Raw genomic sequence first — 21055 nt, forward strand, 5'->3', positions numbered from 1 at the left:
GATCACTCCGTCACTGCTGGACCGTCGTGCAGACCGAATTGCGCCCTGAGCTTGCCTTCATAACCCGCAGCCGCGGCGCGTGTCGCAGCGCTGAGCGGGAACAACCGCTCGGCATGGGCGTGCAGGCGGCGGATCTCGTCCAGATGCCCCTGCGCCTTGGAGCCCAGCGTTACGCTGTTCCCATGGCGACGGTGCTTGTTCAGCGCCTCGGCATTGAAACTCAGGCCACCTTCGCGCAACAGCAGCAGGTAGACCAGCCAATCTCCCGCGATGCGGAACTGGGTGACCTCCTCGATATGGGCCTGCATCACCCTCAACAACGGCTCGCGACGGAACAGCACGGCGCTGACATTGGGCAGGGTGTTCTTCACGGCAAGGCCAGCCTCGACTTCCTCTGCCCCCTGGGCAGAGTAACTGCTGCACCAGCGTTCACGCGAAAGGTCGTTCGTGTAGTCCAGGTAATCGGCAGCCATGACATCGCCGAACTCATCAATCTGCTCGGACTGCGAATAGGCAAGCACCGAGCGCGGATTGGCCTCCAGCAGATCAACCAGTGAGCCCAGGAAGCCCGGCTTTGACAGGTCATCGGCTTCAGCGATCCACACATACTCGCCCCGCGCCAGGCTGATCCCCTTCATCCACTGGCGGAACACCGAGCCGCTGTTGGCCGCAGAAGCTTCCAGCCGTGGCTCAGGGTCCAGTTTCGGCCACAGCCGCTCCAGTTCGCCCAGGCTGCCATCGGAAGATGCGTCGTCAAGGATGATCACCTCGTAAAGCGGGAACTCCTGTCCATAGATCGAGGCAAGACGCTGCTCAAGGTAATGAGCGTAGTTGTAGTTCGGCACGATGACCGACACGCGCGGAATGCGATGTCCCGCCATTTCGAGCAGATCGAGCAGATAGGCGCGGAATGAGAAGTCGGCATTGACCAGGCGGCGTCCTGCACGGCCCGTGGTCACCTGCAGCTCCTGATCGTCGATCAGTTGCGCCAGCGCGGCGCCATAGGCCGTGGCATCCAGGGCCGGCACCACCACTCCACTGTGATGCTCTGCAACCAGGTCCGCACCACCACCCGTGCCGGCAAAAGCCACCACCGGAAGCTCTACGGACAAGGCTTCCAGCACCACTGACGGGAAGGGATCCTCCCGCGAAGCCAGCGCATAGACGTCGGAACCGGCGTAGTAATCATCCGTATCGAAATCCAGGCCCACAAAGTGGAAGCGCTCGGTCATGCCATGCCGCGCCAGGGTCTTTGCCGCTGATTCACAGGCGGCTTCGTCACGATGGCCGACCCAGACGACGTGCACATCGGCACGCTGCGCAAACGCGCTGGTGAATGCCTCGGCCAGCAGATCGACACCCTTGCGCGCATCGGCATAGCCGACAGACAGCACGATCCTGGTGGCCGGTTCCAGGCCGAGCCGCTTGCGCAGGGCCAGGCGCGCTGCGCTGCGATCCTGGCGACCACGGTGACGATTGGCTGCGAAAAGCCCCTGCGGCAACTTGGTCACCTTGCCGCGCCCTGCGTCGTCCAGATACGGCTGCAATCCATCGCGGACAGCATCGGACGCAACGACGATACGGCGGGCAACACGCGAGATATCCGCCAATGCCGGCTGCAGTCCGTAGCTCTCGATCACTCCGGGCAGCTCGTGGATCATGGAAACCACGGTCAGGCCCGCCTGGTCCAGGGCCTCGACGATGCGACCACTGACCGCAGTGTTGGCCAGCACCGAGCGGATACCCAGCTGCCGCAGCTCGAGAGCCAGGGCGGCAGCGTCCCGATCACCCAGGAGGTGGACGGTGGCGCACTCTTCGAACTGGGAACGCAGCCTTCCGTCTTCAAGCAGGACCACATGCACGTCCAGGTCCAGCCCGGCAGCCATCTTCCTGGCCATGTTCAGCGCAAGATACTGTGCGCCATGAGGATGCGCGTCATGTGATACCAGCGCGATGCGCGCACGGCCTGTGCCGGCCGTTGCGTTGCGCGTGGCCTGCAGGAAGGCATAGCCGTAGTGGCGATCAGGCTCAAGGTGCGCACCTTCGGCCCATTCGTTCCACGCATTGATGAATACAACACTCTCGCCACGGACCGGATGGGCGAGAGCGAATTCACCGGCCGATTCAAGCCAGCGCTGGTACTCGTCTGGCGAGGAGTGGGCGAAGGTGTAGCCCCGGCCTGGCTTGCGCGCTTCATTGTCCCAACGCGGCGTAACCCCCTTGAATAGCGGGTAGTCCTCGGCGGGCCACTCACGGGAGCGCTTGGCCATCTCGCGGTAGTCGACCACGTAGCCTTCGTAGCGCGGATTGGCGATGTCCAGGGTGTGGTTGATGCTGGGCAGGTTGCGGGCAACCTTGTGCGGCGGGAACTCCAGTGCAGCATCAAAGCCGTAGGTCCGCGGGTCATCCACGTCGAACTGCACCATGGCGATGAACAGCTCACCCAGGCCGTGCTCGCGCGCATACGCGCGCCAGGTCTCGAGCGAACTGCGCGCGTCAGGGAGCAGCGAAGGCCGGTAGATGATCAGCAGCGGCCGTCCATCAATGCGGATGTAGCGGGCATCGGACAGGTAGGGCATGGCGTCGCGGATGAACGCCAGATCATTGTCAGCCGTGTAGTTCTGTCCAATCAGAACGTCATTCTCATGACCATCCCAACGTCGGGTCCAGTTTTCATTGGCCCAGCAGATGCAGAACGGCAGGTCGATTTCCGGGTGCTCCAGCAGCTGATCGACCGGCCGTTCCATCAAGCGATGGCCAGAGAACCAGTAATGGTGGAAGCAGAAACCATGCAGACCGTAAAGCTTGGCCAGTTCGGCCTGGCGCTTGAGCACATCGATCAGGCGCAGATCGTAGAAACCCAGCTCGCCCGGCAGATGGGGCTGGCGATGTCCGGCAAACTGGGGCACGGCCTTGCTGACGTTGGTCCACTCGGTGAACCCACGTCCCCACCAAGCGTCGTTCTCCGCAAACGGATGGAACTGCGGAAGATAGAACGCAATGGACTTGAAGCGCAGGGTTGCCGGCGGTTGCAGCGCCGGCGACAACTCGACGTACTCCGGGCCGCGGACGCCCGCCGCAGCATCCACTGCGCCAGCGTAAAGACGCGCTACGGCCGGCACCTTGACGCCCTCGGCGACCAGGGTTGCGGTTGCCGGCGGCGGCGATTTGGCGAAGGTTTCAGCGGACAACCGCTGCCCAGCGCCCAGTGCCCGCCAGCGGCGGTACGCGTTGGTATTGGCGAATGCGAAACTGAAATTGCGGAACAGGAAGTCCTTCAGTGCCAGTCGGGCATTCCAGCCGGGCACAGCCATGTAGATGCGCCTGGCGAACGCTCCGAGCTTGCCGCCGTTGTGATTCTGATGCATCTGTTACAGGTGCCTCCGTGCGCTACCGGTCAATCGGCGTAGCCAGCCAGTGTACCGCCAACTGCGAGACTCCTTCAGCAGTTGGACCTCATGTTCCCGCTGCTCGCCAATCAAGCGCTGCTCGGTGACAGCCAGCTGCAGCTGCTGGACCTGCTCGCGATCTTCATTGTGCTGCGCCACCAGGCGCGCCAGTTCATCGCGAAGCGCCCCTTCGCCGGCGAACTGGGTAAGCAGGGTCTGCTGCGATGTCGCCAGCAGGCCTTCCAGATGCCGCACCTGCTCGCCGACTTCCCGCAACGCCTCGTGCTGCCGCGACAGCTGGCGCAGAAACTCATCGTGCGACTGGTCGTCGGTCTTTGCCTGCAGCACAGCCACCTGGTGATCGGCGCTGCTGACCCGCTCGAGCAGGTGGACGCCGTAGAACGTCGCAGCATCCAGCCCATGAACCTTCATCTCATAGAAGCTGGATTCTGCTTCCGGCAGCTCTCCATCACTGGCCAAGATGAGGTCGTAGAGGGGGCGGCTCAGTCCCCGCTCGCTCTCGCTGCTGTCCGGACCCGTCCCAAGGATTGAATCAAAGGCAGCCTTGCCCTCCGCAATGAGCAGGGAGCCATGCACCACGCGCTGCGAGTAGATCTGGACGGCGCTGAAATGGCGGCCAGCCAGAGCGAGCAGCTCCTCACGGAAGAGCTCCTTTACATGGTACGGATTGGAGTATCCCGGCTCGATGGAGTAGTACTGCTTGTTCGGGCTCGACAGCACCAGCAGGCCGCCTGGACGCAGGACGCGACGAATCTCGGACAGCATTTCCTCATGCTGGTCGTGATGCTCGATGGTTTCGAAGCTGACAACTACATCGAACGAGTCATCCGGCAACGGCAACGAGGCAGCGGACGCTTCCACGAACTCCAGCGAACCACGTGCGTACTTGCCCTGCGCATGGGCAACGGCCTCAGCCGAGATGTCCACACCCACCACTGACGACGCAGCGTTGGACAGAATGCGGCTGCCATAGCCTTCGCCACAGGCGACATCGAGCACCCGCTTGCCTTGACAGAAGCGCGAGGCAAAGTGATACCGATGCAGGTGCTCGAAGGCGATCTGGCCAGCCACTTCGGGCATGAAGCGCTCGCCGGTGAACTCCAGATCGTTGGTTTGTACGTCAGTCTGCGATGTCATTGGGCATCTCGCTCATCGGTGGAGTGCAGGATGCCGCTCGGCACCCACACCAAGATCATTCGGCAACGGCATCTTCCGCTTCCACGGCAAGATGTACGCGCTGCATGGGGGCGCCGAACATGCCCAGGCAGATGCCCTTTGCGTGTACATGGAAGGCCAGGGCGTCGTGCAGCCAATGGTGCTGCACGTGGCGTTCCTGGTTGCCATCGGCGATTGCAGCACTAAGTGTGTAGTCACCTTCGCGCAGCACGGGCATGCGGAAATCAAACGCAGCGGTCAGGACCTCGCCCGGTGCAACCAGCGGAGGGGGTTCCGCCGAAGCAACGTACGTGTTGTCGGCGAACAAGGTCTGCCCCAGGCGATCATAGACCTCGAAGCCGATGATGGGCGATGCCAACGCCACCTGGGTCCGGCATCGGATCTGCAGCCGCACCGCTTCACCGCCGATCACCCATGCCAGCGGCCGATTGCTGGCGTCAACGAAACTGACCGATTCAATCTGCGCTCCTCCCAGTCCGAATCCGTTCTCACGATTGAATTCGAACAGCCGGACATCAACCCGCTGTGCGCTGGCGTTGATCAGGTCCTGGCGGAAATCACGCGGCGCCATGGCCATCGGACCCGGCTCATTGGCGGGTGCCGGCCTCACGCCTTCGGCGGTTTCCGCAGCGATCGCTGCCGGCGCTGGGCCAGCAGCCGCCATCTCCACCGCATACAGGTCTTCCAGGTACTTGGCCGTGACCTCTTTCGGGGAACCGTCGGCAACGACCTTGCCCTGCGAAAGCCAGATCACCCGGTCACACAGATTGATGACGGCAGCGGTGTCATGGGAGACAAACACCACCGTGCCATTCTTCATGAATTCGCGCAGGAACCGCATGCACTTCTGCACGAAGAAGGCATCACCGACGCTCAGGGCCTCGTCGATGACCAGGATGTCGGCCTCGACATGGGCAATCACAGCGAACGCCAGGCGAACGAACATGCCGCTGGAATAGGTTTTGACCGGCTGATCGATGAACTCGCCGATGTCGGCGAATTCGACGATCGAGTCGTACTTCTCGCGCAGCCGATCTTCAGACAGCCCCAGCAGCGAACCATTGAAAAACACGTTTTCGCGGCCGGTGAATTCAGGGTTGAAGCCCGCGCCCAACTCCAGCAGAGGGGCGACCCGGCCATCGACCAGGATCTGCCCGGCACTCGGTGACAGCGTGCCGCTGAGCAACTGCAGCAACGTGGACTTGCCCGAGCCATTACGGCCGATGATTCCGACGGTTTCACCCTTGCGGATGCTGAAGGAGACGTCATCGAGCGCACTGAACCGGCGCCCTGAAGACTCACGCCGACGCCCCAGCATGCTGGCTGCCTGATTGAACAGGGCTGCCTTCAGCCGCTGCTGCGGAGAAGCGTAGATCTCATAGTGCTTGGACACACCATCGACCTTCAATGCGATCGGGTCAGATGACATCGGCGAATCCATCCCGCGACTTCTGGAAGAAGAAATAGCCGACATAGGCGACGGCCAAGCCAATGAGGGAACCGATCAGCAGGTTCGAGATGGACGGAAGCTCGCCGAACATCAGGACCTTGCGCGCCGACTCAAGCACGCCGGTAAGCGGATTCATCTCGATCAGCGGCCTGTATTTCGGCGGAATTGAATCCAGCGCATAGAACACCGGCGACAGGAACAGCAGCAGCGTGGACAGCGTGCCCGTGATCTGGACGATGTCCCTGAAATAGACCCCCAGCGCCGACAGGAACCAGGACACACCCAGGCAGCCCAACAGCAAGGGAATCATCACGACCGGGAACAGCACCGCCGTCCAGGGCAGCGGAACACCCATGCAGATTTGGGCGATGGTCAGGACCAACCAGCTGATGCCTGCGTGGAAGACGGCAGAACCGACGGTCACCCAGGCGTAGATTTCCAGTGGGAAGACCATCTTCTTGACGTAGTTGGCGTTGCCGGTGATCAGACCCGGGGAGCGGTTGATGCACTCGGCCAGCAGGCCGTGCACGATGAGGCCGGAAAACAGGATCAGCGCGAAGCCGCCGCTCGTATCGAAGTCCTTCCACTTCGCCTTGAACACGACCGAGAAGACGAACGTGTACAGGACCAGCATGATCAACGGCGTGATGAATGACCACGCCAGGCCAGCGAATGAGCCACGATATCGGCCGACGATCTCCCGCTGGATGAGCCGGAAAATGAGGTGGCGATGGCGGATGGGCGTGGACACGAAGCCCACCAGAGGGTTCCGCCTTGAAGAAGCGTACGGTCGCAATCCTCCCGTTGTGCTCACCGGGTCGGTCATTGAAGCGCCCTCTCCAGATCCACCTGCAGATCCCCCAGTTCTTCCACACCCACGCTCAGCCGCACCAGCGCATCGCTGATGCCCAGCTGCTCGCGGCGCGCGACCGGGATCGACGCGTGCGTCATCACCGCCGGATGGTTCACCAGGCTTTCCACGCCGCCCAGCGACTCGGCCAGGGTGAACAGCTCGGTCTTCTCGCAGAAGCGCTTGGCCGCCTCGAACCCACCCTTGAGCACGATCGAGACGATGCCGCCGTAGCCGGCCATCTGCCGGCCGGCCAGTTCATGCTGCGGGTGCGAGGGCAGGCCCGGGTAGATCACCTTCTCCACCGCCGGGTGCTTGTCCAGCCATTGGGCCAGCGCCAGCGCGTTGGCGCAGTGCGCCTTCATGCGCAGCGGCAGGGTCTTCAGGCCACGCAGGGCCAGGAAGCTGTCGAACGGGCCCTGCACGCCACCCACCGAGTTCTGCAGGAAGGCCATCTGCTCGGCCAGTTCGGCGTCGTCGCCGACCACGACCATGCCACCGACCATGTCCGAGTGGCCATTGAGGTACTTGGTGGCCGAATGCAGGACCAGGTCCGCGCCCAGTTCCAGCGGACGCTGCAGCATCGGCGAGGCGAAGGTGTTGTCGACCACCACGATCAGGCCATGGCGCTTGGCAATGGCGGCGACCGCAGCGATGTCGACGATCTTCAGCATCGGGTTGGTCGGGGTCTCGATCCACACCATCTTCGTCTTCGACGTGATGGAGGCTTCGAATGCAGCCAGATCGGTCAGGTCGACGAAGCTGAAATCCAGCCCGGCGGTACGGCGGCGCACGCGCTCGAACAGGCGGAAGCTGCCGCCGTAGATGTCGTCCATCGCCACCACGTGGCTGCCGGCGTCCAACAGCTCGATCACGGTCGAGCTGGCTGCCATGCCCGAGGCGAAGGCGAAGCCGCGGGTACCACCTTCCAGCGAGGCCACGCAGCGCTCATAGGCAAAGCGGGTCGGATTGTGGGTACGCGAGTACTCGAAGCCCTGATGCTCGCCCGGGCTGGACTGGGCATAGGTCGAGGTGGCGTAGATCGGCGGCATCACCGCGCCGGTGCTGGGGTCGGGCGACTGGCCGCCATGAATGGCCAGCGTGGCCAGGGCCAGCGCGCGGTCAGGCGAAGAGGAGTTGGACATGTCGTTTCCTGAATGGCGCCGACGCGCGGCGCCGTCAAAGGATCGGGAGTCTATCAGCGCCGCCTTAACAGGCTTTGACGCAAATAAACCGGAATTCAGCGGCTATCTGCAGCGATCAGCGGCTTACTGCACGCGACGGCGCAGATAGTTCAGCAGGTCGATGCGGGTGATCAGGCCGAGGAAGGCGTCGCCGTCCATCACGATCGCCACCTGGCCACGATCGAACACTGGCAGCAACGCCTCGATCGGCGACTTCACGTCCAGCCGGTCCAGCTTGCTGACCATGGCGGTGGCGACGGTGTCGCGGAACCGCGCTTCATCGCCGTAGACATGCAGCAGCACGTCGCTTTCGTCGACGATGCCGACCAGCTGCTCGCCGTCCATCACCGGCAGCTGCGACACGTCGTACAGCTTCATGCGCTGGTAGGCGGTGGTCAGCAGATCGTTCGGACCGATCACCACGGTGTCGCGCTGGCCGTACGGGCGCAGGATCAGATCGCGCAGGTCGCCGTGCTGCGGGCGCTGCAGGAAGCCGTTGTCCAGCATCCAGTAGTCGTTGTACATCTTCGACAGGTACTTGTTGCCGGTGTCCGGCACCAGCACCAGCACCTTCTTCGGCGTGGTCTGTTCGCGGCAGTACTTCAGCCCGGCGGCCAGCAGGGTGCCGGTGGACGAACCACCCAGGATGCCTTCCTTGCCCAGCAGCTCGCGTGCGGTGTGGAAGCTCTCGGCATCGCTGATCGCATAGGCCTTGGTGACTCGGCTGAAGTCGGAGATCGACGGCAGGAAGTCCTCGCCGATGCCCTCCACCAGCCAGCTGCCCGACTTGTCGTTGAGCACGCCGTCGTTGATGTATTCGGCCAGGATCGAGCCGACCGGATCGGCCAGTACCAGCTCGGTCTTCGGCGACAGCTTGGCGAACGCGCGCGACAGGCCGGTCATGGTGCCGGAGCTGCCGCAGCCGAACACGATGGCGTCGAGGTCACCGCCCATCTGCTCGAGGATTTCCGGGCCGGTACCGAATTCATGCGCGGCCGGGTTGTCCGGGTTGCCGAACTGGTTGATGAAGTAGGCGCCCGGGGTCTGCTCGGCGATGGTCTTGGCCAGGTCCTGGTAGTACTCGGGGTGGCCCTTGGCGACGTCCGAACGGGTCAGGCGCACTTCGGCCCCCATCGCCTTCAGGTTGAAGATCTTTTCCCGGCTCATCTTGTCGGGAACGACCAGGATCAGCTTGTAGCCCTTCTGCTGTGCCACCAGCGCCAGACCCAGGCCGGTGTTGCCGGCCGTGCCCTCGACCAGGGTCGCGCCCGGCTTCAGATCACCGCGCTGCTCCGCCGCCTCGATCATCGACAGGCCGATGCGATCCTTGATCGATCCGCCCGGGTTGGCGCTCTCGAGCTTCAGGTAGAGCTCGCAGACGCCGGTGTCCAGGCGCTGGGCCTTGACGATCGGGGTCTGGCCGATGAGTTCGAGGACGGAAGAATGGATGGGCATTCGGAGGACTTTCGATTCGCGCCACGCAGGGCCGGACCGATGATTATCCGACGGATGGCGCTGAATGTCAGGTCGGTGCGGGCATGCCGCCCGCCTGCCTCATAAAGGGATGCGGGCGGCCCCGGATCGACGAGGAGACCGGTACCGCCCGCATCGGTGAGTTGTGCCTGCAGGCCAAGGCACCACTGCCTGTGGTGCCCTGGCGCGGCCGCCTCATCGGCGGTGCCGCGATGCCGGGGCAGGAGCGCCCGGCGGGGCCATCGTTGGCCAGGTCACGCCGTTCCGGGCGCGACGGGGTGCGTCAAAGCGTGGGGGACGTCGTTGGGAGCGGTGTTTCGTACATTCGCAGAAGTCGTTGCTTGGCCAGCAGCTTCTCACGCTTCATGCGACCCAGGGTGACATCATCGATCGGGAGTACACCCAACTCCGCGTCCATGCACTTCTTGTTCAACTTGCGGTGCTGGTCATGGAGTGCCCTGAACTCCGGATCACGCGCGCGACGGGCGTCGATCTCGCTCTGGGGCTGATCTTCAAACATGATGGACCTCCTTCGACAGATACACGAACGCCCCGGCCGCAAGGCACGGGGCGTTGTTCATGGAGGAGCGCCGGTCGATGGCCACCTGGACGCCTGCAACGACCTGCGGCACTGGCCCGCGCACGTCGATCTGCTGCGGTTCGCGCCCTGTTTGCATCGGCCCGGCCCTCCCATCGTCCGGTCCGCGGCATTGCGTCCCGGACGATTGACCCTACGCCTGCTCAAGGCGGGGTACAAGACCCCTGCGTCAAAAAGACCGAACCCCGCCGGGGCGGGGTTCAGGCTGAATGCTCATCACAACGAAAAACAAACAATATCAAGCAATTACGGGGCGATGATGACCTCGGCCGAGCGCGCCCGGGTGGAGGCCGCCTTCTTGCCGCTGACCTGGATCCGGCTGCTGGCGACACCGGCCGCGACCAGCGCATCACGCAGCGCTTCAGCGCGCTTCTGACCCACGCCATTCGCGTTGTCGTAGGCCTCGATGCGCAGGCGGCCCTTCTTGCCGATGTTCAGGTACTCGGCCAGCGCCTTGGCCTGGTTGCGGGCCCCGCCGGACAGGCTGGAGGCGCCCGCGGCGAACGCGTCACCATTGAAGGTGAAGACTTCGCCACGTCCATCGAACTTCGACCCCGGCAGCTTCTGCCCGGACACCAGCTCGGCTTCCTCGCGGGCCAGCTTGGCGGCGTTCTGCTGGGCGGCGCTGAGCCGCTGCTGCTGCTTGCCGGCTACGCTGGTCAGGGCGTTCTCGGCGTCCTGGCGGGCCAGGGTTTCGGCCTCGGCAGCCTGGCGCAGGCGCTCGGCCTCCTCGGCCTGCATCTGCGCCTGCATACGCAGCTGCTCGGCTTCCTGACGGGCACGGGCGGCATCGCGGCGGCTGGCCTCGATCAGCAGGTCGCTGCGGGTGCGCTCCAGGCGGTCGACCTCGCGCGCGGCCATCGCGGTGCGCACCGCAGTCTCGGCAATCTCCACCCGGCGCTCGGCCAGATAGGTGGCCAGCTCCTGGTCGCGGCGCTTGGCCTTGTCCAGGGTTGCGATCGCCTGCTGCGCCTGCATGCGCTCGAAGGCGCCCAGCTCAGCGGTGTCGGGGTTGGCCTGGATGGCCATCAGGCGCTGGCTCAGCTGCGCCACCATCGGATTGTCGGCGGCTGCGGCCAGGGTCGGCAGCGCCAGCAGCGCAGCCAGGGTTGCGGCGGTCATCGGCTTCACCGGCGATCCTCCCCGGTCGACAGCTGGCGTTGCAGCTGGTTGACCTCGTTGCGGCGCAGCTGCAGCTGCGCGGTGACGGTGGCTTCCTCGCTGCGGACGCGGGCCAGGTCGGCATCGGCGGCGGCACGCAGGGCCATCGCCGGGGCGTTCTTGCGCTCGCGGCGGTCGCCGGCGGCGCGCTGGGCCTGCTCCAGCCCCTGCCGGGCCAGCCCGATCAGGTCCGGGGCGTACTGGTCGGCATCGGCCTGGGTGGCCTTGTCGACCGCCTGCCGGGCCTGCGCCAGTTCCAGGGCGGCGTCCTGCGCCCAGGCGGGGGCAGACAGTGCGAATGCAAACGCCATCACATACAGGCCATGGCGCATTCGTGCGAAGCTAAGTCGTTTCATTGGGGAGGCCGTACCGGTTGTCGGTTCACGGCCATTGTCGTCAAGCCGACACCGTGCTGGCAACGGGCGTCGGCCGTTTCGTTGGGGAAAATTCGCAATGGATATCGGCTACTTCCTGAAGCTGATGACCGAAAAGAACGCTTCGGACATGTTTCTGACCACCGGGGCACCGGTCTACATCAAGATCGAGGGGAAGCTTTATCCGCTGGGCAACACCGGCCTGCCCCCAGGCATGGTCAAGAAAATCGCCTACTCGCTGATGGACGAAGGCCAGGTGCCGCAGTTCGAGCGCGAGCTCGAGCTCAACATGGCCATCGCCCTGCCCGATGCCGGGCGCTTCCGCGTCAACGTGTTCAAGCAGCGGGGCGAGGTCGGCATGGTCATCCGCGCAATCCGCAGCCGCATCCCGAGCATCGAGGAGCTGAACCTGCCGCAGGTGCTGAAGGACGTCATCATGACCCCGCGCGGGCTGGTGCTGGTGGTAGGGTCCACCGGTTCCGGCAAGTCCACCTCGCTGGCGTCGATGATCGACCACCGCAACAGCACCACCACCGGCCACATCCTCACCATCGAGGACCCGATCGAGTACCTGCACAAGCACAAGATGTCGATCGTCAACCAGCGCGAGGTCGGGCTGGACACCCATGCTTTCCACAACGCGCTGAAGAACGCGATGCGTGAAGCACCGGACGTGATCCTGATCGGCGAAATCCTGGATGCGGAAACGATGGAGGCCGCGATCGCCTTCGCCGAAACCGGCCACCTGTGCCTGGCTACCCTGCACTCCAACAATGCCGACCAGACCATCGAGCGCATCCTCAACTTCTTCCCGGAAAGCGCGCACAAGAACGTGCTGATGAACCTGGCGCTGAACCTGCGCGCGGTGATCAGCCAGCGCCTGGTGAAGAACAAGGAGGGCCGTCGCCTGCCGGCCACCGAGGTGCTGATCAACACGCCGATGATCCGTGACCTGTTGCGTCGCGGCCAGGTGCACGAGATCAAGGCGGCGATGGAAGGTTCACTGGAAGAAGGCATGGAGAGCTTCGACCAGTGCCTGTTCCGGCTGGCCAAGGCCGGCATCATCGAGCAGGAGGAAGCGCTGCGCGCCGCCGACTCGCGCGATGGCCTGGCCCTGAAGTTCCGCCTGTCCGAGGGCAGCAGCGGCGAGCACGACCCGTACGCCGATTTCTCGGCGGGCGCGCCCAGCATCACCCACGGCTTCTAGCCGCACAAAAAAGGGGACGGAGGGGATTAAGTCGTATATGCACTTACGACTTAATCCCCTCCGTCCCCTTTTTCTTTCAAGCGGCGTCGGGCTGGTTTTCCGGGCGTGCGCGGTCGAAGGCATCCAGTGCCTGGCAGGCCGCTTCGATGCGGCGCAGGGTCGGGTACGGCGTCAGGTCCAGGCCGAAGCGGTGTGCGTTGTACAGCTGCGGCAGCAGGCAAATGTCGGCCAGTCCGGGGCGGTCGCCGTGGCAGAACGTGCCGGTGTCGCCACTGTTGGCCAGCAGCGCTTCCATCGCCACGAAGCCCTCGGCGATCCAGTGCAGGGTCCACTGCGTGCGGGCGTCGGCCGGCAGCTGCAGGCTGCGCTCCAGGTACTGCATCACCCGCAGGTTGTTGACCGGATGGATGTCGCAGGCCACCAGCTGGGCCAGTGCACGCACCCGCGCACGGCCGGCGGCGTCGGCCGGCAGCAGCGGTACCTGCGGGAAACGCTCGTCCAGGTATTCCACGATCGCCAGCGACTGGGTCAGTGCATGGCCCTCGTGCAGCAGGGTCGGCACCAGCTGCTGCGGATTGAGCGCGCGATAGGCATCCAGATGCTGCTCCCCACCTTCGCGCACCAGGTGCACCGGCCGGGCCTCCCAGGCCAGGCCCTTCAGCTCCAGGCCGATGCGCACGCGGTAGGCGGCGCTGGATCGCCAGTAGGTGTACAGCACGATGCCGTCGTCGACCGGGATGTCCATCGCCGCCTCCATGCTCAGGGCTTGGCCGCCTGTTCGATGCGCTGCTCGATCGCACCGAAGATGCTGTTGCCCGCGGCATCGAGCATCTCGATGCGGACCACATCGCCGAAGGACATGAACGGCGTGCTCGGCTTGCCGTCACGCAGGGTTTCGACCACACGCTGCTCGGCGAAGCACGATGCCCCCTTGCTGGTGTCTTCATTGGCGATGGTGCCCGAGCCGACGATGGTGCCGGCGCCCAGCGGCCGGGTCTTGGCCGCATGCGCGACCAGCTGGGCGAAGTTGAACTGCATGTCCACGCCCGCTTCCGGCGCACCGAACCACTGGCCGTTGATGTGGGTCAGCAGCGGCAGGTGCACCTTGCTGTCCTGCCACGCGGCGCCCAGCTCATCGGGGGTGACGAACACCGGCGACAGCGCCGAACGCGGCTTGGACTGCAGGAAGCCGAAACCCTTGGCCAGCTCGCCCGGGATCAGGTTGCGCAGCGAAACATCGTTGACCAGGCCGACCAGCTGGATATGGCCGGCGGCCTGTTCCGGGGTGGCCGCCATCGGCACGTCGTCGGTGATCACCACGATCTCTGCTTCCAGGTCGATGCCGTAGTCCTCGCTGACCACCTTGACCGCGTCGCGCGGGCCGTAGAAGCCCGCGCTGGTGGCCTGGTACATCAGCGGGTCGGTGTAGAAGCTTTCCGGCACCTCGGCGCCGCGGGCGCGGCGCACACGCTCGACATGCGGCAGGTAGGCGCTGCCATCGACGAATTCATAGGCGCGTGGCATCGGTGCGGCCAGTGCCTGCGGGTCGAGGTCGAACACGCCATCAGCGTCACCGGCGTTGAGCGATTCGTACAGGGCGTTCAGGCGCGGCGCGATGTGGCTCCAGTCTTCCAGGGCCTGCTGCAGGGTGGCGGCAATGCCGGTGGCGCGTACGCCGTGGCGCAGGTCACGCGAGACGACGATCAGGGTGCCGTCGCGGCCGCCTTCCTTCAAAGAACCAAGCTTCATGGGTGAGTGTCCGGAGTCGTGGGCAAACAAGTTTCAAGTGTAATCAAATATGCAGCGACGCCAAGCTGCAGCGCCGCATCGGCCCACCCTACCGTAGTGGGGGGTTCGGCAGGGTTGCACCCTGCACCCGCTTCAAGCCAAGGCAACGGCCGAAGCAACAGCAACAACGGGCATTCCGTGGGATGGCGGGCAGCTAGTAGATCCACGCCATGCGTGGATGAAATCTGTCAGATATCGAATGAGATTCTGGGGTCAGATCCGTTTTCCTGCGGAAAACGGATCTGACCCCAAGAGCATTTCCGACAGATCGCGGAGGACTGTCGAAGGCGGGGTGGGTCCGGTGGCGGGAGTGTCCGCGGCATGAATGCCGCGGCCAAGCCCCCAGGGGTGAGGGCGCTTTTACCTGAACAGGTCGTTTTGCGCGGGTCTCAACCATAAGGTAGACTATGCGGGTCTGCAGCGGCCGTCCGTTTCCCTCCGGGATCGCCGGCGATCAGGGTCCGCCCTCTTCGCCCGCCCCCACTCCGACGCCGTTCGTCACGCATTCCAGCCTGCGCTTCGTGCCGGCTGCACCCAATTCTCGCAGCGCGGTTCACGGGAACGCTCCGAGTCAGCCGATCAGTTTGATCTGCCCCCGTCTGTCCGTTCGGACAGGCGTTTCTTGTACTTGGAGCAATCTCAATGTCTTTTGAATCGCTGGGCCTGGCGCCCTTCCTGCTGCGCGCGCTCGCCGAGCAGGGCTACGAAAACCCGACCCCGATCCAGCAGCAGGCGATCCCGCTGGCGCTGGCCGGTCGCGACCTGCTGGCCGGCGCACAGACCGGTACCGGCAAGACCGCCGCGTTCGGCCTGCCGCTGCTGCAGCACCTGGGCACCGCCTCGCAGGAAGTGCGCGCCGGTCCGCGCAAGCCGCGTGCGCTGATCCTGGCCCCGACCCGCGAGCTGGCCACCCAGGTGCATGACAGCCTGCGTGGCTACAGCAAGTACCTGCGCATCCCCAGCGCCTGCATCTACGGCGGCGTCGGCATGGGCAACCAGCTGGACATCCTGCGCCGTGGCGTGGACCTGCTGGTGGCCTGCCCGGGCCGCCTGATCGACCACCTCGAGCGTCGCAGCGTCGACCTGTCCGGCATCGAAGTGCTGATCCTGGACGAAGCCGACCGCATGCTCGACATGGGCTTCCTGCCGTCGATCAAGCGCATCCTGGCCAAGCTGCCGAAGCAGAACCGCCAGACCCTGCTGTTCTCGGCCACCTTCGAGGACAACATCCGCCAGCTGGCGCTGGAGTTCATGCGCAACCCGGAACAGATCCAGGTGACGCCGAAGAACACCGTGGCCGAGACCATCACCCACCGTGTGCACCCGGTCGATGGCAGCCGCAAGCGTGACCTGCTGCTGCACCTGCTGGCGCAGGACAGCCGCGAGCAGACCCTGGTCTTCGCCCGCACCAAGCACGGCAGTGACAAGCTGGCCACATTCCTGGAAAAGTCCGGCATCAAGACTGCGGCGATCCACGGCAACAAGAGCCAGGGCCAGCGCCTGCGTGCACTGGGTGACTTCAAGGCCGGCCGCGTGACCGTGCTGGTGGCCACCGACATCGCCGCGCGCGGCATCGACATCAACGAGCTGCCGAAGGTGATCAACTTCGACCTGCCGATGGTGGCCGAGGACTACGTGCACCGCATCGGCCGTACCGGCCGTAACGGTGCGACCGGCCAGGCGATTTCGCTGGTGGCGCAGGACGAAGTGAAGCTGCTGCGTGCGATCACCCGCCTGCTGGGCCGCGACATGGATATCCGCGACGTGCCGGGCTTCGAGCTGCAGACGCCGATCCGCTGGGGCAACAGTGCACCGGGCAAGGCCGAGCACGATACCGGCGAGCGCGCACCACGCAAGAGCCACGCACGCCGTCCGCACGGTGATGCGCCGCGCCATGCGCATGCCGGCCCGAAGAAGGCCGGTGGTGGCCGTCGCGAAGGCGCTGGCAATGGCCAGCAGCGTGCCGGTGCAGGCGCCGGTCAGGGCCAGCGTCGTGGCGGTGGCGGCAATGGTGGCGGCCGTGGCCGCGGCCAGGGTGGCAACGGCGGCGGTCGCGCCGGCTGATCACCCGACCTGCAATGCACGAAGGGGCGCAGCGAAAGCTGCGCCCTTTTTTTTGCGCGCAAGGCGTCCGGCACTTCCTGAATGGCTCGATACCCGTCGTCACCGCGGCTGGGGGCAGGGTCTACAACGCGTGAAATTTGGCTAGACTCGGCCCGCGACATGACGTCGCAGCCGGGCCACGTCACGGCACGCCCCGGCCTGGATCGCTACATGAAAAGGACACGCATGATGCGCAAGATTCTCCTGGCCTCCACGATGCTGCTCAGCGCTCCACTGACTGCCATGGCCAGCGACGGCATGAGCTACACCTACGTGGAAGGGGGCTGGAACCAGCTGCAGATCAGTTCCAATGCCCTCAACGATCCCAAGGCCGATGGCGGCTATGTACGTGGCTCCTTCGCCATCGCTGAACAGGTCAACGTGTTCGGCGGCTGGTCGCGTGTGACCGATACCACCCGCTACGCATACTCCAGCGTCAAGACCACGTTCGACCAACCCCACCTGGGCATTGGCTACCACATGCCGATCAGCGATCGGCTGGACTTCACCGCCGATCTCGCATGGAACCGCCGCAGCGGCAAGGACAAAGTCCACTCCGATGGAATGACCTACACGAGCAGGACGTCCGTCAATACCGCCGTCGGCAATGTCGGCCTTCGCGGCAAGCCCTCGGCAAACACCGAAGCGTGGATCAAGGCAGGCTACATCGACGGCAACAACAACTTCGACGGCACCTGGACAGGTACCGTTGGCGGCCAGATCAGCTTCAACCGTACCTGGGGTGTGGTTGCCGAAGGCCAGTTCTACGACGACTTCGCCGAGTACCGCGTGGGCGTTCGCGCAAGCTTCTGATCGAAGCCTGCGTTCATCCGCTGACTGCACGGCCCGGCGCTGCGGCACGGACCGGCAGCCCGCCGCGCTCCCGCCTCATACAAGGACTTGAACGATGCGCAAGATGCTCCTGGCAACCTGCCTGTTGCTGGCAATGCCGCTGCAGGCGTTGGCCAGCGACGAGCTCAGCTACACCTATGTGGAAGGTGGCTGGAACCGGCTGAAGCTTGATGCCGGCGGTACCGCTGACTTCACCGCAGATGGCGGCTATGTACGCGGTTCGCTCGCAATTGCTCCGCAGTTCCATGTGATCGCAGGCGCATCGCGCGTCAGCGCAAGCGACCATGGGGGCGCTGCGCGGGTAAAGACCACTCTCGACGTTCCGTACCTGGGCCTGGGATACCACGCACCGATCAGCGACCGTCTGGACTTCACCAGCGAGTTCGCCTGGAACCACCGTTCGGCCAAGTCGGACCGCCAACTCGGCGATGCACGCTTCCGCCAGACCTCTCGATTCAACGAGGTGGTGGGCATGGTGGGTGTGCGCGGCAGGTTCACCGAGCACGCCGAAGGCTGGCTGAAAGGCGGCTACGCCAATGGCGGCGACGGACAGGATGCCCGCTGGTACGGCGTGGTGGGCGGACAGCTGAACATCACCGATACCTGGGGGGTTGTAGTGGAAGGCCAACTCGACAAGGACACGACCGAATACAGAGCGGGCGTACGCGCAAGCTTCTGATCGCTGTTCCCGCTGCGCGGGGGCTATCGAGGGACGGCGCTGACGCGCCGTCCCTTTTTGTTGCCGGCCAGCGGCCGGCACTACCGTACTCGTGCATCAGCCGATACGTACAGCCTCAACCCCGCGCTTTCGCCGGATTCACCAGATTCCCGAAGAAGATCGCATTGATCAGCAGTCGATCGGTCCCGTGCCAGTACTTGCGGTGCGCCGGATCATCGGCGAACAGCACCACGTTGCCCTGCCCCTGCGCCGACACCAGCAACCAGGCACTGCCTGCCACCCGCGCGCGGTTGCGCTCGGACAGGTAACCATTCACCCGTGGTGGCGTGTCGATGCGTACCACTGTCGAGAACGGGTTCGTGCTCGGCTGCAGCGTCACCGTGTTTTCCTTGTTGATCGCCAGCTGCCGGCGCGGCACGCCGAACGCCAGCGGGTGGCTGGTATCCACGTCGGCGCTGAGGATGTTGCCGCTGACCCGTTCGATTGCGGCGATGTCGCGCTGGTCGCCGAACGCGCGGCGGCTTTCGTCAGCGGCGTCCTCTTCCTTGCCGAGCTTCTCGCCGTCGGCCAGCTTCTGTTCGATCGCCCACTTCGAGGCACTGCCATAGGTCACCAGCGAACCACCGGCCTGTACCCAGCGCTTCAGTGCGGCCACCGCCGTGGTATCGATGCCGGTGTAGCTACCACCGGACAGCACGATCGTGGTGTAGCGGTCCAGCGGCACCTTGCCCAGCTGCTGTGGGTCCAGCTTGCTGGCAGGCAAGTGCAGCTGCTGGTCGAGCAGGAACCAGGCCGAACCGATCTCGGTGGCAGCCACGCCCTCGCCCATCACCAGTGCAACCACCGGCTTTCGTAGTGCTTTGACACCATCACTACCGAGGTCGATGCCTTCGCGGCTGCGGCCGCTGGACAGTACGTGCACCTGCACGCCTGCCTCGCGCGCGGCGGATGCCACTGTCTCAAGCAGCGCCGCGCCCTGCAGCGGCTGCCCGGCGACCGGAATGACCAGGCTGCCGGCGGCGAAGCTGACGTCGCCCTGCGCGGTGGCGGTGGTGAACGGCTGGAATGCCGCACGTGCACTCACGCCCTTGCCCTGCAGCGCGGCCAGCGCGCGCCCGGCGTTGTAGTCGCGCCAGTCGATCGCGTACGCGAATCCGGCCTGGCCGCCCAGTACCGCGCCCTGCCCTGCCGGCGGCGCGGTCACGCGTGCGCCACCTTCGATGCGGCTGCGGCTGCCTGCGAAGGCCACGCCATAGGCCGGCGCGATCGCATAGCTGGTGCTGCCATAGAACACGTCGCCCTTGATCGGCGGCGTCTCGGCAAAGATCGAATGCACTAGGCGGAACTGTGCCTGCTGCACCGGCACCACATAGGCGCTACCGGCATCGAAATGCTGCCCATCGACAGTGACTGCACGATCCAGCACACGCACCTCGATGCGATGCAGCAGCAACAGTTCCAGCAGGCGACGAGTCAGTGCCGGGTCATGCGCATCACCGAACACGAAGCTCTTCACCGGCTGCTGTGCGGCCTGCTTCAGCGCGCTCTGGAAGAACTGCTTCTGCAGGTCGAACAGGCCACTGCGCTCGGTCACCGCACCACGCACCGTGCCCAGGCCTGTCGCGACCTGGTTGCGGATGGTGAACGGGAAGGTCAGCAGGCCATTCACCGATTCCTGCACGCGGCCACGCGAGCTGGCCTGCTCGACGGTAACGCCGACAGCACCATGGAAGTCCGGATAGGTAGAGCCGTACACCGGCGAGAAGTTGTCGAAGTTTTCGCCGGTGTAGTACAGCGAGCCCAGCGCATCCAATGCCTGCGCGTGGTACTTGGCCAGGGTCTTGTTGAACTCGTACGACGCCGCCGGAATCAGCGGACTATGCATGCTCTTCGGCGAAGGCTCGAAGTAGTAGGTGCTGTCCTTGCCCATTTCGTGGAAGTCGATCTGCACGTTCGGGTACCACTGGTGAAACACCTCCACCTTCGGCCGCGAGTCCTGCTGGGTCAGGGCAAGCCAGTCGCGGTTGAGATCGGTGAAGTAGTGGTTGGTGCGGCCCTGCGGGAACGGTTCGACATGCTCCTTGTCGGCCGGGTCCGCCGAGGCTGGGTCGGAGGCCCAGGCGTTGTGCCAGTTGGCCGCGCGATCACGGCCGTCCGGATTCTGTGCCGGGTCGAACAGCACCACCGCCTGCTGCAGCCACTGCTGGGTTTCAGCGCTGCGGCTGGCCACCAGGTAGTAGGCCGTCAGCATCGCCGCTTCAGCACTGGAGGTCTCGTTGCCATGCACGCTGTAGCCCAGCCACACCACCACCGGGCTGTCGCCCGCTGCACTGCGTGGCTGGGCCGGATCGACCAGGGTCGCGTGCTGCTGGCGGATCTGCTCCAGCCGCGCGTGATTGCTGGCGGCAGTGACGGTGGCGATCAGCAGCGGGCGTCCTTCATAGCTGCGGCCAATCTGCTGTACCCGGATCTTGTCCGAGTGCTTCGCCAGTTCCTGGAAGTACGCCACCAGCTGGTCATGCCGGGTGTAACGGCTGCCGATCGGATAGCCGAGGAACTGCTCCGGCGTCGGCACGGCCGCATCGAATGCGGTTGCATCGGTAGCCTGCGGGAAGAAGTACGCGCTCTGCGCCTGCGCCGGCTGCGGCGAGGACAGTGCGGTGGCGGCGGCAAGCAGCAACGGAAGAACAGCACGACGATGCAAGGACACGGTGACTCCCCTGGAACACAACGGCAGGCGGTCGCGCGGC

The 21055-nt window shown here is 64.8% G+C and carries 16 protein-coding genes and 1 pseudogene; 4 read left to right on the forward strand and 13 right to left on the reverse strand.

Translation table 11 applies throughout. The annotated features are described in order from the left end of the window. Positions 1–2: 2 nt before the first annotated feature. The 10 genes and pseudogenes from B9Y64_RS05050 to B9Y64_RS05090 all read right to left on the reverse strand — a co-directional run bounded on the left by B9Y64_RS05050 (position 3) and on the right by B9Y64_RS05090 (position 11634). The gene (locus B9Y64_RS05050; protein WP_238379836.1) at positions 3–3368 is read right to left on the reverse strand and encodes a glycoside hydrolase family 99-like domain-containing protein; all 3366 of its coding nucleotides are present in this window, start codon (positions 3366–3368) and stop codon (positions 3–5) included. Between the two features lie 3 nt (positions 3369–3371). After that, entirely contained in the window at positions 3372–4547 is a 1176-nt protein-coding gene (locus B9Y64_RS05055; protein WP_100439725.1) for a class I SAM-dependent methyltransferase, read from the reverse strand. 55 nt (positions 4548–4602) lie between these two features. Continuing rightward, positions 4603–5532, reverse strand: coding sequence for a Wzt carbohydrate-binding domain-containing protein (locus B9Y64_RS22510; RefSeq protein WP_428993242.1), 930 nt, complete (start codon positions 5530–5532; stop codon positions 4603–4605). Further along, positions 5521–5850 (reverse strand): annotated as a pseudogene (locus B9Y64_RS22515) (ABC transporter ATP-binding protein); the annotation flags it as partial. The gene B9Y64_RS22510 and the pseudogene B9Y64_RS22515, both read right to left, overlap by 12 nt. Before the next feature lie 154 nt (positions 5851–6004). Next, complete coding sequence (locus B9Y64_RS05065) at positions 6005–6787, reverse strand: ABC transporter permease (RefSeq protein WP_238379838.1); 783 nt, start codon at positions 6785–6787, stop codon at positions 6005–6007. Between the two features lie 71 nt (positions 6788–6858). Next, the gene (locus B9Y64_RS05070) at positions 6859–8031 is read right to left on the reverse strand and encodes a cystathionine gamma-synthase (RefSeq protein ID WP_100439727.1); all 1173 of its coding nucleotides are present in this window, start codon (positions 8029–8031) and stop codon (positions 6859–6861) included. A 123-nt stretch (positions 8032–8154) separates the two neighbouring features. Continuing rightward, complete coding sequence (locus tag B9Y64_RS05075; RefSeq protein WP_075675449.1) at positions 8155–9525, reverse strand: pyridoxal-phosphate dependent enzyme; 1371 nt, start codon at positions 9523–9525, stop codon at positions 8155–8157. 301 nt (positions 9526–9826) lie between these two features. Next, complete coding sequence (locus B9Y64_RS05080) at positions 9827–10063, reverse strand: YdcH family protein (RefSeq protein ID WP_005407964.1); 237 nt, start codon at positions 10061–10063, stop codon at positions 9827–9829. Positions 10064–10387: 324 nt separating this feature from the next. Further along, positions 10388–11272, reverse strand: a complete 885-nt coding sequence (locus B9Y64_RS05085) for an OmpA family protein (protein ID WP_100439728.1) — start codon at positions 11270–11272, stop codon at positions 10388–10390. Next, positions 11269–11634: a DUF4398 domain-containing protein gene (locus tag B9Y64_RS05090; protein WP_005415160.1), complete on the reverse strand. Its 366-nt coding sequence runs from the start codon at positions 11632–11634 to the stop codon at positions 11269–11271. Before B9Y64_RS05090 ends, B9Y64_RS05085 begins: the two co-directional genes overlap by 4 nt. A 121-nt stretch (positions 11635–11755) precedes the next feature. Between B9Y64_RS05090 and B9Y64_RS05095 the strand changes: the two genes are divergently transcribed. Beyond that, a complete protein-coding gene (locus tag B9Y64_RS05095; RefSeq protein WP_014645840.1) occupies positions 11756–12883 on the forward strand; it encodes a PilT/PilU family type 4a pilus ATPase in 1128 nt (375 codons plus the stop codon). Between the two features lie 76 nt (positions 12884–12959). Here the strand turns inward: B9Y64_RS05095 and maiA are convergent, their stop codons facing one another. Together maiA and B9Y64_RS05105 are read right to left on the reverse strand one after the other, a co-directional pair. Then, positions 12960–13628 carry a maleylacetoacetate isomerase gene (gene maiA / locus B9Y64_RS05100; protein ID WP_100439905.1) on the reverse strand — a complete coding sequence of 223 codons (669 nt, stop codon included), beginning with the start codon at positions 13626–13628 and terminating at the stop codon, positions 12960–12962. 14 nt (positions 13629–13642) lie between these two features. Continuing rightward, a complete protein-coding gene (locus B9Y64_RS05105; RefSeq protein WP_065179110.1) occupies positions 13643–14632 on the reverse strand; it encodes a fumarylacetoacetate hydrolase family protein in 990 nt (329 codons plus the stop codon). Positions 14633–15313: 681 nt separating this feature from the next. On the opposite strand from B9Y64_RS05105, the gene B9Y64_RS05110 reads away from it, so the two are divergent. The 3 genes from B9Y64_RS05110 to B9Y64_RS05120 all read left to right on the forward strand — a co-directional run bounded on the left by B9Y64_RS05110 (position 15314) and on the right by B9Y64_RS05120 (position 18305). Next, a complete protein-coding gene (locus B9Y64_RS05110; protein ID WP_100439729.1) occupies positions 15314–16735 on the forward strand; it encodes a DEAD/DEAH box helicase in 1422 nt (473 codons plus the stop codon). 228 nt (positions 16736–16963) lie between these two features. Next, positions 16964–17587, forward strand: a complete 624-nt coding sequence (locus B9Y64_RS05115) for a hypothetical protein (RefSeq protein ID WP_100439906.1) — start codon at positions 16964–16966, stop codon at positions 17585–17587. A gap of 94 nt (positions 17588–17681) precedes the next feature. Continuing rightward, positions 17682–18305, forward strand: coding sequence for an outer membrane beta-barrel protein (locus tag B9Y64_RS05120; RefSeq protein ID WP_100439730.1), 624 nt, complete (start codon positions 17682–17684; stop codon positions 18303–18305). A 115-nt stretch (positions 18306–18420) separates the two neighbouring features. On the opposite strand, the gene B9Y64_RS05125 is transcribed toward B9Y64_RS05120, so the two are convergent. Then, complete coding sequence (locus B9Y64_RS05125; RefSeq protein ID WP_100439731.1) at positions 18421–21015, reverse strand: M14 family zinc carboxypeptidase; 2595 nt, start codon at positions 21013–21015, stop codon at positions 18421–18423. Positions 21016–21055: the final 40 nt, after the last annotated feature.

It is taken from the genome of Stenotrophomonas maltophilia, assembly GCF_002799245.1.
Classification (GTDB): Bacteria; Pseudomonadota; Gammaproteobacteria; order Xanthomonadales; family Xanthomonadaceae; genus Stenotrophomonas; species Stenotrophomonas maltophilia_S.